General features: G+C 60.3%; 13 protein-coding genes. All 13 read left to right on the forward strand.

Going from position 1 to position 13,342, the window contains the following annotated elements; translation table 11 throughout:
- Positions 1 to 135: 135 nt before the first annotated feature.
- The 13 genes from rpsB to lpxB all read left to right on the forward strand — a co-directional run bounded on the left by rpsB (position 136) and on the right by lpxB (position 13,338).
- On the forward strand, positions 136 to 903 hold the full coding sequence (rpsB, locus tag RNA01_RS09335; protein ID WP_147179721.1) for a 30S ribosomal protein S2: 768 nt from the start codon (positions 136 to 138) through the stop codon (positions 901 to 903).
- A 264-nt stretch (positions 904 to 1,167) separates the two neighbouring features.
- Positions 1,168 to 2,094 carry a translation elongation factor Ts gene (gene tsf, locus RNA01_RS09340; protein ID WP_147179723.1) on the forward strand — a complete coding sequence of 309 codons (927 nt, stop codon included), beginning with the start codon at positions 1,168 to 1,170 and terminating at the stop codon, positions 2,092 to 2,094.
- 101 nt (positions 2,095 to 2,195) lie between these two features.
- The gene (gene pyrH, locus RNA01_RS09345) at positions 2,196 to 2,918 is read left to right on the forward strand and encodes a UMP kinase (protein WP_147179725.1); all 723 of its coding nucleotides are present in this window, start codon (positions 2,196 to 2,198) and stop codon (positions 2,916 to 2,918) included.
- A 53-nt stretch (positions 2,919 to 2,971) separates the two neighbouring features.
- Positions 2,972 to 3,532, forward strand: a complete 561-nt coding sequence (gene frr, locus RNA01_RS09350; RefSeq protein ID WP_147179727.1) for a ribosome recycling factor — start codon at positions 2,972 to 2,974, stop codon at positions 3,530 to 3,532.
- Positions 3,533 to 3,581: 49 nt separating this feature from the next.
- A complete protein-coding gene (locus RNA01_RS09355; RefSeq protein WP_147179729.1) occupies positions 3,582 to 4,325 on the forward strand; it encodes an isoprenyl transferase in 744 nt (247 codons plus the stop codon).
- Positions 4,326 to 4,333: 8 nt separating this feature from the next.
- The gene (locus tag RNA01_RS09360; protein ID WP_147179731.1) at positions 4,334 to 5,167 is read left to right on the forward strand and encodes a phosphatidate cytidylyltransferase; all 834 of its coding nucleotides are present in this window, start codon (positions 4,334 to 4,336) and stop codon (positions 5,165 to 5,167) included.
- 31 nt (positions 5,168 to 5,198) lie between these two features.
- A complete protein-coding gene (gene rseP, locus RNA01_RS09365; protein ID WP_147179733.1) occupies positions 5,199 to 6,332 on the forward strand; it encodes an RIP metalloprotease RseP in 1,134 nt (377 codons plus the stop codon).
- A gap of 215 nt (positions 6,333 to 6,547) precedes the next feature.
- On the forward strand, positions 6,548 to 8,902 hold the full coding sequence (gene bamA / locus RNA01_RS09370; protein ID WP_147179735.1) for an outer membrane protein assembly factor BamA: 2,355 nt from the start codon (positions 6,548 to 6,550) through the stop codon (positions 8,900 to 8,902).
- A gap of 49 nt (positions 8,903 to 8,951) precedes the next feature.
- Positions 8,952 to 10,013, forward strand: coding sequence for a UDP-3-O-(3-hydroxymyristoyl)glucosamine N-acyltransferase (gene lpxD / locus RNA01_RS09375; protein ID WP_147179737.1), 1,062 nt, complete (start codon positions 8,952 to 8,954; stop codon positions 10,011 to 10,013).
- The gene (gene fabZ, locus RNA01_RS09380) at positions 10,006 to 10,473 is read left to right on the forward strand and encodes a 3-hydroxyacyl-ACP dehydratase FabZ (protein ID WP_147179739.1); all 468 of its coding nucleotides are present in this window, start codon (positions 10,006 to 10,008) and stop codon (positions 10,471 to 10,473) included. Before lpxD ends, fabZ begins: the two co-directional genes overlap by 8 nt.
- The gene (gene lpxA / locus RNA01_RS09385) at positions 10,470 to 11,285 is read left to right on the forward strand and encodes an acyl-ACP--UDP-N-acetylglucosamine O-acyltransferase (protein WP_147179741.1); all 816 of its coding nucleotides are present in this window, start codon (positions 10,470 to 10,472) and stop codon (positions 11,283 to 11,285) included. Before fabZ ends, lpxA begins: the two co-directional genes overlap by 4 nt.
- A 5-nt stretch (positions 11,286 to 11,290) precedes the next feature.
- Entirely contained in the window at positions 11,291 to 12,166 is an 876-nt protein-coding gene (locus RNA01_RS09390; RefSeq protein ID WP_147179743.1) for an LpxI family protein, read from the forward strand.
- Complete coding sequence (gene lpxB / locus RNA01_RS09395) at positions 12,163 to 13,338, forward strand: lipid-A-disaccharide synthase (RefSeq protein WP_147179745.1); 1,176 nt, start codon at positions 12,163 to 12,165, stop codon at positions 13,336 to 13,338. The genes RNA01_RS09390 and lpxB overlap by 4 nt, the downstream gene beginning before the upstream one ends.
- Positions 13,339 to 13,342: the final 4 nt, after the last annotated feature.

The following is a 13,342-nucleotide window of genomic DNA, read 5'->3' on the forward strand; positions in this document are numbered from 1 at the left end:
TCGCTATATGGCCAGCCTCATTCCACACGCGAGGCTTGGGATCGACCGGGAGAAATCCGGGAGGTTCCGCCGGTGGTATCCTCGAAAGAGGTGCTGTTTGTCTCGCGGGGGTTAAACCGGAAAAGGAGAAAAGGCATGGCATTGCCTGATTTTAGCATGCGTCAGCTTCTGGAAGCTGGCGTTCACTTCGGCCACCAGACGCACCGCTGGAACCCGAAGATGAAGCCGTACATCTTCGGCGATCGTAACAATATTCACATCATTGACCTGGCTCAGACCGTTCCGATGCTGTCGCGCGCCCTTCAGGTCGTGTCTGACACCGTCGCCCGTGGCGGCCGCGTGCTCTTCGTTGGCACCAAGCGTCAGGCTTCCGAACTGATCGCCGATTCGGCGAAGCGTTCGGCCCAGTACTATGTCAACTCGCGCTGGCTCGGCGGCATGATGACGAACTGGAAGACGATCTCGAATTCGATCCAGCGCCTGCGCAAGCTCGATGAGATCCTGAACTCGGAAGCCTCTGGCTTCACCAAGAAGGAGCGCCTGAACCTCGAGCGTGAACGCGAGAAGCTGGACAAGGCTCTCGGCGGTATCCGTGACATGGGCGGCACCCCGGACCTGATGTTCATCATCGACACCAACAAGGAAAAGATCGCGATCGACGAAGCCAAGCGCCTCGGCATCCCGGTCGTCGCCATCATCGATTCGAACTGCGATCCGGACCTGATCGACTATCCGATCCCGGGTAACGACGATGCCTCGCGCGCCATCTCGCTTTACTGCGACCTGATCGCCCGCGCCGCCATCGACGGTATCGCACGCCAGCAGGGCGCTTCGGGCCGTGACATCGGCGCCTCGGCCGAAGCTCCGGTCGAGCCGGCGCTTGCAGAAGAAGCCGGCGCCTAAGGGTGCCGCACGGCTGGGCCTTTGGCCCGGCCGGTTTTCCCGATTGGGATCGGCCGCCTGGAGGCCTTGAGCTTCCCGGCGGCCTTGCCCCCTTGATGCTCGGCCGCCCAGGCTTGCCGGGTCAACAAGGCGGCAGATCGTTTTTCGTGATGGCTTTGCTTCATCACGCTGTCACATTTCCGGGTACATTTCGTCCCCCAAACAGGGTGCAGTCCAGGCATCCCGCGGATGACTGGCACCGCCTGAACAGACAAGAGGCACACAATGGCTGAAATCACTGCAGCACTGGTTAAGGAACTGCGCGAAAAGTCCGGCGCAGGCATGATGGACTGCAAGAAGGCGCTCACCGAGAACGACGGTGACATCGAAGCCGCGATCGACTGGCTGCGCGCCAAGGGCATCGCCAAGGCCGACAAGAAGTCTGGCCGTACCGCTGCTGAAGGCCTCATCGGCATTGCCAGCGCCGGCCACAAGGCCGTCGTCGTCGAAGTCAACTCCGAAACCGACTTCGTTGCCCGCAACGACGCCTTCCAGGATCTCGTCCGTGGCGTTGCTTCTGTTGCGCTGACCACCGACGGTTCGGTTGATGCGATCTCCGCCGCCACCTACCCGGCTTCGGGCAAGTCGGTTGCCGACACCATCAAGGACGCAATCGCCACCATCGGCGAGAACATGTCCCTGCGTCGTGCCGCTCTGCTGGAGGTCGACCACGGTGTCGTCGCGACCTATGTCCACAACGCCGCCGGCGACGGACTTGGCAAGCTCGGCGTTCTGGTTGCGCTGAAGTCGGTTGGTGACAAGGAAGTCCTGACCTCTATCGGCAAGCAGGTCGCCATGCATATCGCTGCGACCAACCCGCTCGCCATCCGTTCGGAAGAAGTTGACGCAGCTGTCGCCGAGCGCGAACGCAACGTGTTCATCGAGCAGTCACGCGCTTCCGGCAAGCCGGACGCCATCATCGAGAAGATGGTCGAAGGCCGCATGCGCAAGTTCTTCGAAGAGGTCGCGCTGCTGTCGCAGGCATTCGTCATGAACCCTGACATCACCGTAGGTCAGGCCGTCAAGGACGCTGAAAAGCTCGCCGGCGCGTCGATCGAAGTAACCGGCATGGCACGCCTCCTGCTCGGTGAAGGCATCGAAAAGGAAGAGAGCGATTTCGCTGCCGAAGTTGCGGCTGTCGCCAAAAGCTGATCGTTCTTTCATCGAACGACCTTGTTAGGGAAAAGTCGGGGCATCGCGTGACAACGCGGTGCCCTTCGTGTATCCGGCTTCAGAATTATCGAGGATACAGCATGACTTCCAAGCCACTCTATAAACGCGTCCTTCTCAAAGCCTCCGGCGAAGCCCTGATGGGCGGTCAGGGCTTCGGCATCGACGTTGCGGTCGCCGATCGGATCGCCAGCGATATCGCCGAAGCACGGGCGATGGGCGTGGAGGTTGGAGTCGTGGTTGGCGGCGGTAACATCTTCCGCGGCGTGGCCGTCGCCTCCAAGGGCGGCGACCGCGTGACCGGCGATCACATGGGCATGCTGGCGACCGTCATTAATGCGCTGGCGCTCGCGACGTCATTGCGCAAGCTCGACATTGACACCGTTGTGCTGTCGGCCATCGCCATGCCGGAGATCTGCGAGAGCTTCACCCAGTTGCGTACCCTCCACCATCTGGAACAGGGTCGCGTGGTGATTTTCGCTGGTGGCACCGGCAATCCGTTCTTCACAACCGATTCCGCCGCGGCATTGCGCGCCGCCGAGATTGGCGCCGAGGCCATCTTCAAGGGCACTCAGGTCGATGGTATCTATTCGGCCGACCCGAAGAAGGATCCGACGGCCACACGTTTCGACCATCTCACCCATAGCGAGGTGCTGGAGAAGGGGCTGGCTGTGATGGATGTCGCGGCCGTGGCTTTGGCGCGCGAAAATTCCATCCCGATCATCGTCTTCTCTATTCACGAGAAGGGCGGGTTCGGCGAAATCCTTTCGGGCGGTGGTTGCAAGACCATCGTCAGCGACAATTGAGGGCAGGCGACCGGCGCATCGGTCTGTAGTCCGGACACAAAGAGGAGTTCATCATGAGCGAAGGTATCGATCTCAACGACGTCAAGCGCCGCATGGATGGCGCGATCAATGCGTTCAAGCATGACATCGCGTCGCTGCGCACCGGCCGTGCGTCCGCCAATATTCTCGATCCCGTAACTGTTGAGGCCTACGGTTCGCGGATGCCGCTGAACCAGGTCGCCAATGTCACCGTGCCGGAACCGCGTATGCTGGGCATTTCTGTCTGGGACAAGTCGATGGTCAACGCCGTCGATCGCGCCATCCGCGAAGCCAATCTAGGCCTCAACCCGATCGTCGACGGCCAGAACCTGCGCATCCCGCTGCCGGAACTGAACGAAGAGCGCCGCAAGTCGCTGGTCAAGATCGCCCACGAATATGCCGAAAAGGCCAAGGTGGCGATTCGCCATGTTCGCCGTGACGGCATGGACGGCCTTAAAAAGGCCGAGAAAGACGGCGTAATCGGTCAGGACGAAAGCCGCGCCACTTCCGAGAAGGTGCAAAAGATGACCGACGACACGATTTCCGATATCGACCGCTTGCTCGTCGAGAAGGAAAAGGAAATCATGCAGATCTAGCATGCGCGTTTCGTTTTGCCCGCCCTGGATGCCTTGAACCGGACCGAATATGTCGACAGCTGAGAACCGCGCCGTACCCGAGCATGTTGCGATCATTATGGATGGCAACGGGCGATGGGCAAGTGCGCGTGGGCTCCCGCGGACCTTCGGCCATCGCAAGGGCGTCGAGGCGGTGCGCGAAACGGTGCGGGCGGCGGCTGAGGTCGGTATTCGCTATCTCACGCTGTTTGCCTTCTCCTCGGAGAACTGGCGCCGGCCGGAGTCCGAGATCAACGATCTCTTTGGCCTGCTGAAGACCTTCATTCGCCGCGACCTCGCCGAACTGCACCGGGAGAACGTGCGTATTCGCATCATCGGTGACCGCAGCACTCTGCGCGACGACATTCGCTCCCTTCTGCTCGAGGCGGAAGAGACGACACGTGACAATACCGGACTGACGGTGGTGATCGCCTTCAACTACGGCGCCCGTGATGAGATCGCTCGGGCTGCGGCGCGACTTGCGGGCGAAGTCGCTGCCGGTCGGTTGCAGGCCGGGCAGATTGACGCGCAGATGATCGACGAAAACCTCGATACGGCCGATATTCCCGACCCGGATCTGATCATCCGCACCAGCGGCGAGGAGCGCCTGTCGAACTTCCTGCTGTGGCAAGCGGCCTATTCCGAGTTGATGTTCGTGCCCGAGCTTTGGCCAGATTTCAGCCGCGAGGTGTTTTTCGCCGCCCTCGAGCGCTTCAGTGCCCGCGACCGTCGTTTCGGCGGTCTGTCGGCCACGGCAGTGGCCTTGGGATCGTAGGCGCAATCATGAGCCGTGAACTGACACTCCGCGTCTATTCCGCCATCGTCATGGTCATTGTCGTTCTGGCGGCGACTTGGTTCGGCGGCCTGGCCTTTCGAATCCTGGCGGGCGCTATCGGCTTGCTCGTCTATTACGAATGGTCGTCGATGACCAAACTGGCCGAGCGGAGCATGCGGGGCCACGCTTTCGGTTGGCTCTCTCTCGCCGCGATTGTCGCCAACATGCTGTTCGGTGCACCGGATCTGACCGTTCCGCTCTTTGCCGGTCTTGCATTGACAGCCGTGCTGCCGGCGCTGACCGGCCATTGGAGTTGGTGGCAGCCCGGCGGCATTTTTTACTCGGGGCTGAGCGCGATCGCGCTTTCGGCGATCCGTGGCGACGATCAACTCGGTCTCGCGGCGATGATCTTCGTTTTTGCGGTCGTCTGGTCTACCGATATCCTCGCCTATTTCGTCGGACGCGCCATCGGCGGCCCGAAGCTCGCGCCGCGCATATCGCCGGGCAAGACCTGGTCGGGCGCAATCGGCGGAACGGTTGCCGGCGTGCTGGGAGGCACTGCAGTGGCACTGTCCTTTTTCCAGTCGATCGATCTTTGGGTACCCTTTCTCGCCTTTTTCCTCTCGGTCTCCGGCCAGATCGGTGACCTGTTTGAATCCTTCATCAAGCGCCGGTTCGGCGTGAAGGATTCAAGTCACCTCATTCCAGGTCACGGCGGGGTGATGGACCGGGTCGATGCACTCGTATTTGCCTGTTTCGCCGCATTCTTTCTTGCGATAGGCTTCTCTGCTGTCGGCATGGGGGCTGTCGACTCTCTCGGTGCTTTCTTTTTCGGCTTCTAGGGCCGGCTGGCGCCATGAATAGGATCGAATGATGGATCACGTTTCTGCCTTCTTCGGCTTTCTCGCCGGCTATATCCTTCCCTATGTTGTGGTGCTGTCTCTACTCGTCTTTGTGCACGAGCTTGGCCACTATCTTGCCGGACGCTGGTCGGGAATCCGCATTGTCGCGTTCTCGATCGGCTTCGGCCCTGAGCTTGCCGGTTTTACCGACAAGCACGGAACGCGTTGGAAACTGTCCGCCGTTCCGCTCGGCGGCTATGTGCGTTTCTATGGGGACGCCGATGCAGCGAGCCTGTCCGACGGCGACGAACTGGCGGTGATGACGCCGGAACAGCGTGCGCAGACTCTGGCCGGCGCCGCGCTATGGAAGCGCGCGGTCACGGTAGCTGCAGGTCCGATCGCCAACTTCATCGCCGCGATCGCCATTTTCGCTGTCATGTTCGGCACTCAGGGCAAGCCGGTCGCCGATCCTGTTGTCGCCGAGGTGAAGCCTGACAGCGCCGCATATGAAGCCGGCGTTCAGCCGGGCGACCTTCTTGTGGCGCTTGACGGCAGCCACATCGAGACGTTCGACGACGTCGTGCGCTATATCAGTATGAGGCCAGAGATCCCGGTAGTCGTGACGGTCCGGCGCAATGGCGGTGAGATCGCGCTCGATATGGTGCCGCGCCGTACAGTGACCACCGACCGGTTCGGCAACAAGATGGAAGTCGGCCAGATCGGCATCGTCACCAACCAGCAGAGCGGTAATTTCCGCATTGTGGAGCTGACGCCGGTGGAGGCGGTCGGCGAGGGCGTGTTACAGACTTGGCATATCGTCACCGGCACCTTTGACTATCTCTCGAATCTGATTGCCGGGCGGATGAATGCGGATCAGCTGGGCGGTCCGGTCCGGGTCGTGCAGGCCTCGGGCCAGATGGCCAGCTTGGGCATCGTCGCGCTGGTCAATCTCGCGGCCGTTCTCTCGGTTTCCCTGGGGCTGCTCAATTTGATGCCAGTTCCGGTCCTTGACGGCGGCCATCTAGTCCTCTACGCGCTTGAGGCAATTCGCGGCAAGCCCGTCGGGCAGAACGCTCAGGAAATCGCCTTTCGCATTGGCCTGGTCATGATCCTGTCGCTTATGGTGTTTGCAACCTGGAACGATATCAGCCGGTTAATCGGCTAGGCCAGGGTGCGAGCGCCGCAGACGAGGTCGGTTTGTTGCGTTGGAGAGGATTTGTTTACGATGTTTCAAAGTCACAGTGGCGATTGGGTCACGCCTGTAAATGAAGTAAATGGAATTTAACCTCCGTACTTGCTTGTAGGATAAAAGCCGTTAAAACCACACAGGGCCGGAGTCGTCTGCGACTGCGGGGCAATGGAAAAAGGTTGAGAATACACATGAAGGCTGGTTCAAGATTTTTGAACGCGGTATCGGCGGTCGCGCTGTCTGCTGGTGTCGTTTCTTCGGGCGCAGGCATGGCTGTACTCGCATCGGCCGCAGTTGCCGAAGCTGCCGTGATCCAGCGTATTGAGGTCCGCGGTGCCCAGCGTGTCGGTGTCGATGCGGTGCGCTCCAACATCACCATCAAGCCTGGTCAGAGCTTTTCCAATGCCGATATCGACGAGTCGGTGAAGCGTCTTTACGCGACCGGATTCTTTTCGGATGTGCGCATTTCCGTGTCTGGTGGTACGCTCGTTGTCAGCGTGTCCGAGAACCAATTGATCAATCAGGTTGTGTTCAACGGCAACCGTAAGATCAAGGATGATAAGCTTCGCGGTTTCGTGCAGACGCAACCGATGGGTCCGTATAGCGAAAGTCTGGTGTCGGCCGACATCGCGCGTATCAAAGAGGCGTATGCCGCCATTGGTCGTAGCGACGTTGAGGTTACGACCCAGGTTGTTACTGTGGCTGAGGGGCGCGTGAATCTGGCGTTTGTCATCAATGAGGGTGACCGCACCAAGATCGACAAGATCACCTTCGTCGGGAATAGTGCTTATGGCGACACCCGTCTGGCTTCGGTCATTCAGACCAAGCGCTCTAACATGCTGTCCTTCTTGACTCGCAAGGATGTCTATAACGAGGACAAGCTCCGCGCTGATGAAGAGGCGTTGCGCCAGTTCTATTACAATCACGGCTACGCCGACTTCCGTGTCATCTCTTCGGATGTGGCCTTGGATGCGTCGGGTAACGAATATGCCATCACCATTACGGTGGATGAGGGGCAGCGCTATAAGTTTGGCAATATTTCGGTCGAATCCACTGTTGAAGGTGTTGATGGTGCCGACTTGGAGCGTTTGGTCGAAACGCGCGCGGGTAATACCTATAGCGCTCGCGACGTTCAGAAGTCGATGGAGGCTATCTCTCGGCGTGTTTCTTCCGCAGGTTATCCATTCGCCCGGGTGGTTCCGCGTGGCGATCGCAACTTCGAGAACAATACGATTGGCGTGACCTATATGGTCGATCAGGGCGAGCGCGCCTACGTCGAGCGTATCGAGATCCGTGGCAATACGCGTACTCGTGACTATGTCATTCGCCGCGAGTTTGACATTTCCGAAGGTGATGCGTTCAACCAGGAAACCATTAGCCGCGCCAAGCGACGTCTTGAGGCTCTGGGATACTTCACCTCGGTCAATATCTCGACTGCGCCGGGTAGTGCGTCGGATCGTGTCGTGGTTGTCGTTGATGTCGTGGATCAGCCGACAGGCGCTTTCAGTGTCGGTGCAGGCTACTCGGTCGGTGGCGACGGTCTCATGCTGGAGGCTTCTGTCGAAGAGAAGAACTTCCTCGGTCGCGGTCAGTTTATCCGCGTTGCCGTTGGTGGCGGTCTGCAGAGCAGCCGGACCTACAACTTCTCGTTCACTGAGCCTTATTTCCTCGGTTATCGTCTGGCCGCGGGCTTCGATCTATTCCGCAACGAGACCAGCAGCAACTCTGACTATAAATATGAGGAGACCGGTGGAACGGTGCGCGTAACGGCGCCTATCACCGAAGAGCTGGCGACGACTGTTCGCTACACCTATAAGGAATTGAAGTACACGGAAGACGGTGCCTACGGTGCGGACGGTCTGCCCTATACCGGCGACGACAGCATGTCGGCTCCTTATATCGATCTGATCGAGGGCAGCCCTTGGAGGCAGTCGATCATCGGTCATTCTGTGGTCTACAACACGCTCGATGACCGCACCATGCCGCGCGAAGGCATTTACGCCAGCTTCACGCATGAATACGCTGGGATCGGTGGTGATTCCGAGTATTACAAGGTCTACGGCCGTGTTCGTTATTTCCAGACACTTTCGGATGAGTTGGACCTTGTCGGTTCGCTCAGTGCCGGTGCCGGCCATGTCGTCTCGACGGGCGATAATCTCAATGTCTTCGATCAGTTCCAGATCGGTGGCAAGGACCTGCGCGGCTTTGAGACCAACGGTATCGGTCCGCGTTTGAATGGTGATCCGCTCGGTGGCACGACCTATTTCACCGCGTCGGCGGAAGTGAATTTCCCGCTGCCGGCCTTGCCGCAGGATCTTAACATCCGTGGCTCGTTTTTTGCTGATGCCGGCACGCTTTACGGTAACGACGTAAGCAATAGCGCCGGTGTCGTCGGAACGGACATGTCTATGCGTGCGTCGCTCGGTGCGGGTATCCTTTGGCTGTCGCCGTTCGGGCCGTTGCGCTTCGACTACGCGGTTCCGGTTGTCAAGGAAGACTTCGACAAGGTTCAGAACTTCCGCTTTAGCATGGCGAGCTCGTTCTAAGGTCTGCAGTCCAGAGCTGCTGGTTGGTAACGTTCTGGGGCTTTGGCTGATGGAGCATAATCATTTCTTTCCGCCCCGTGAGGGGATCTCTCTAGCGTCGCTTGCGACGCAGATCGGGGCGGAACTTCACGATATTGGTGCGTCCGAGCGGTTGATCCGTTCGGTTGCCCCTGTCTATAGAGCGAAGCAGGGTGATATCTGCTACATTCTATCGCGTCGTAGCAAACAAGAGTTGGACACTTGTGAGGCTTCGGCCATCTTGTGCGACAAGGCGCTCGCTCCGATCATTCCTGCCCATATTCCCGTTCTCCTGACGTCATCGCCTGCCACGGCTTTTGCCTTCGCGGGAGCATTGCTCTTTCCGTCTGCCATGCGTCCGGTTGCCATTTCGCCGGCGATGTCCGGCGTTTCGCCCGCTGCCTTCGTCGACCCTTCGGCACGGCTGGAAGCGGATGTGCTGGTCGAACCGATGGCTGTGATTGGCGCTGATGCCGAGATCGGTGAGGGCTGTCGCATCGGGCCCGGTGCGGTGATCGGAGCAGGTGTGAAGATCGGGCGTGGCTGCACCATTGCTGGCGGCGCGACCGTCCAGTCGGCTCTCATTGGCAACAATGTCATAATTCATAATGGCGCGCGTATTGGTCAGGACGGTTTCGGCTATGCGCCAGGCCCGCGCGGCATGCTAAAGATTGTCCAGGTTGGCCGCGTCATCATTCAGGATCATGTCGAAATCGGCGCCAACACGACGATTGATCGTGGCACGATGGACGATACGGTGATCGGCGAGGGGACGAAGATCGACAATCTCGTGCAGATCGGCCACAACGTGCGCATCGGCCGGCACTGCGGTATTGTCGCTCAGGTTGGCATAGCCGGCAGCACGAAGGTTGGCGACGGCGTAATGATCGGTGGCGCGTCGGGCGTCAACGGCCATATCACGATCGGCGATGGCGCGCAGATCGCAGCGATGAGCGGGGTTCTCGCCGACGTTCCACCGGGCGAGCGTTACGGTGGCGTGCCGGCGCGCCCGTTGAAGGATTTTCTAAAGGATGTGGCGGCGTCGCTAAGCCAAGCCGAGAGCCGCAAGCATAAAGGGGGGAAGAATGACTGATCAGGTAAAGACCGAGCTTGGGTCGGCCGATATCCTTGAGATCATGAAGCTCTTACCTCATCGCTATCCTTTCCTGCTGGTCGACCGGATCATCGAGATCGATGGTGACGATTCGGCGATCGGCATCAAGAATGTCACCGCCAACGAGCCGCATTTCACAGGCCATTTTCCCGAATCGCCAATTATGCCCGGCGTACTTTTGATCGAGGGCATGGCGCAGACGGCGGGCGCGATCTGTGCGCGCAAGCAGGGTGAGGGTGGCAATCTCGTCTACTTCATGACCATCGATAACGCGCGTTTCCGCAAGCCCGTCGTTCCCGGTGATCGCGTCGAATTCCATGTGGTCAAGCAGAAGCAGCGCGGCAATATCTGGAAATTCCATTGCGACGCCAAGGTTGACGGGGCGCTTGCCGCAGAGGCTGATATCGGCGCGATGATCATGCGCAAGGACGCGAAATGAGCAAGATCGGGCAAGGCGCCATCATTCACCCCATGGCGGTCGTTGAAGATGGTGCCGTGATCGGTGAAAATGCCAAGATCGGTCCTTTCTGCTATGTCGGCCCACATGTGACGCTCGGCGACTGTTGTGAATTGCTGCCGCATGCGGTGGTGACCGGCCGGACGACGATTGGCGGTAACGCCAGGATATTCCCGAATGCGGTAATCGGGGCCGACCCGCAGAGCATTCACCACGCCGGCGAGGAAACCACGCTGACGATTGGTGATAATTGCACCATGCGCGAAGGCGTGACGATGAACACCGGAACCGCCGAAGGTGGTGGGAAGACGGTGGTCGGTGACAACAATCTCTTCCTTGCCAATTCGCACGTAGCGCATGACTGTCAACTCGGCAGCAACATCATCCTGTCGAACAATGTCATGCTGGCGGGCCATGTGAAGGTTGAGGACCGGGTCATTCTCGGTGGCGGTGCGGCCGTACACCAGTTTACCCGCATCGGTCGTCAGGCGTTTATTGGCGGTCTTTCGGCCGTGAGCTATGATGTCATTCCCTACGGCATGCTGAACGGCAATCCGGGCTTGCTTGGTGGCTTGAACGTGGTCGGCATGACGCGCGCCGGCATCGCGCGGTCGGTGATCCATGAGGTGCGCCGCGCCTACAAGCAGATCTTCGAGGGGGAGGGCTCTGCCCGAGTCAACGCTGCCGCCCTTCGTGACCAATATCTCGATTGTCCGCCGGTCCTGGAAATCCTTGATTTCATCGCAGCCGAAAGCGATCGCGCGCTGTCGTCGCCGTTTCGCGGCAAGAGTTGATCGTCATGGCACCGTCAGGGGCTCAGCAAGGCCGTCTGGCTATCGTCGCCGGCGGTGGCTTCCTGCCTCTCTATGTTGCCGAAGCGGCGCGCCTGGCGGGCGAGAATCCTTTTATCCTCAGGCTGCGGGACGAAGCCGACCAGCAGTGGCAGGGCTTTGACACGGCCGTGATCGGGGTTGGCGACATGGCCGGCCTTTCGGCACTACTGAAGACCCAGGGCATCGATCGTGTGGTGCTGTCGGGCGGCGTCAAGCGCCGGCCCGCCTTCGGCGAGATGCGGGTCAATCTGAAATCGCTGCTGAAACTGCCGATGGCGGTCAAAACCCTGCTGGCAGGCGGCGACGACGTCGTGCTGAAAATGGTGATCGGTCTGATTGAGGCGCAGGGGTGTCGGGTGATCGGTGCGCACGAGATCGCGCCGGACCTGCTGGCGGAGACAGGCGCCATCGGCGCGATCCAGCCGACGGCGGACGACTGGCGTGACATCGAACGCGGCGCCGAAGCTGCCGAAGCGCTCGGCCGGCTTGATGTTGGCCAGGGCGCGGTGAGCGTTGGCGGCCGTATCGTCGCGCTTGAGGGCGTCGAGGGGACCGATTCCATGCTGGAACGTGTTGCTCATCTGCGCGCTGAAAAACGCATTTCGCAGCGGCGCAAGGGCGTGCTCGTCAAACTCTGCAAGCCGCAGCAGGACCTGCGTGCCGACCTGCCGTCGATCGGTCGCTCGACCATCGACAATGCCCGCAAGGCCGGTCTGGCCGGCGTGGCGGTCGAGGCTGGCCGCGCATTGGTGATCGAGCGCGAGGCGGTGATCAAGGCCGCCAACGACGCCGGCCTGTTCGTCATCGGCATTGACCGCGGCTTGACGGGAGGCAGGGAATGACTGGCAAGCCCTTGAAGGTCGCTGTGATAGCCGGTGAAGTGTCGGGAGACCTGCTGGGCGCTGATCTGGTCGCCGCGCTGAAGGTGCGCCATAGTGGCCCGATCGAACTCTTCGGCGTTGGTGGCGATGCGCTTGAGCGACAGGGCCTCACGTCTCTATTCGACTTCTCCGAGCTTTCGGTCATGGGCATCACGCAGGTTCTGTCGCGCCTGCCGCGCTTCATCCGGTTGATCGGGTTGACGGCGAAGGCGATCGTCAAAGCCAAGCCTGATCTGCTGCTGATTGTCGACAGTCCCGATTTCACCCATCGCGTGGCGAAAAAGGTGCGCCAAGCGCTGCCCGATCTACCGGTGGTCGACTATGTATGCCCGAGCGTCTGGGCTTGGAAGGAGTACCGCGCCAAGGCCATGATGGCTTATGTCGACGAGGTGCTCGCCGTCTTGCCGTTCGAGCCGCAGGTGATGCGCGATCTTGGTGGTCCGCCAACCCATTTTGTCGGGCATCGGCTGACCACGCACGCCAGACTGGTCGAGACGCGCCACCTGCGCAATGAGCGCGCACCGAGGATGCCGGGAGAGCCGCACACCATTGTGTTGTTACCTGGTTCGCGCGGTGCGGAAGTGTCCTTGTTGCTTCCGGTATTCGGCGGCGCGGTGCGCGAGTTCGTGGCTCGCAACGGCCCGACGCGTTTCCTTCTGCCCACCGTTCCGCGCCAGGAACAGCGCGTGCGCGCGATCATCGCCGATTGGCCCGACAAGCCTGAGATCTTGCTCGGCGACGATGCCAAGTGGCAGGCGTTCGCCGAGGCCGACGCGGCGATGGCCGCCTCCGGCACGGTCATTCTCGAACTGGCGCTGGCGACGGTTCCTGTGGTCTCGGCCTATAAGACCGACTGGCTGATCCGTCTTTTAAGCAGCCGGATCAAGACCTGGACGGGTGCGCTGCCCAATCTGATCGCCGATTATGCAGTGGTGCCGGAATACGTCAATGATGTCGTCCGCCCTGCAAGCCTGGTGCGTTGGGCCGAGCGGCTATCCAGCGATAGCCTGCAGCGCCGCGCCATGCTCGAGGGATATGATCTGGCATGGCAGCGCCTTCAGACCGAACGGCCAGCCGGCGAAGAGGGGGCATCCATCGTGCTCGATTTGCTGACCCGCCGCGGCGTTCTCTAGGGAG

This window comes from Paenirhizobium naphthalenivorans (assembly GCF_007992095.1).
In the GTDB taxonomy this organism is placed as follows: domain Bacteria; phylum Pseudomonadota; class Alphaproteobacteria; order Rhizobiales; family Rhizobiaceae; genus Allorhizobium; species Allorhizobium naphthalenivorans.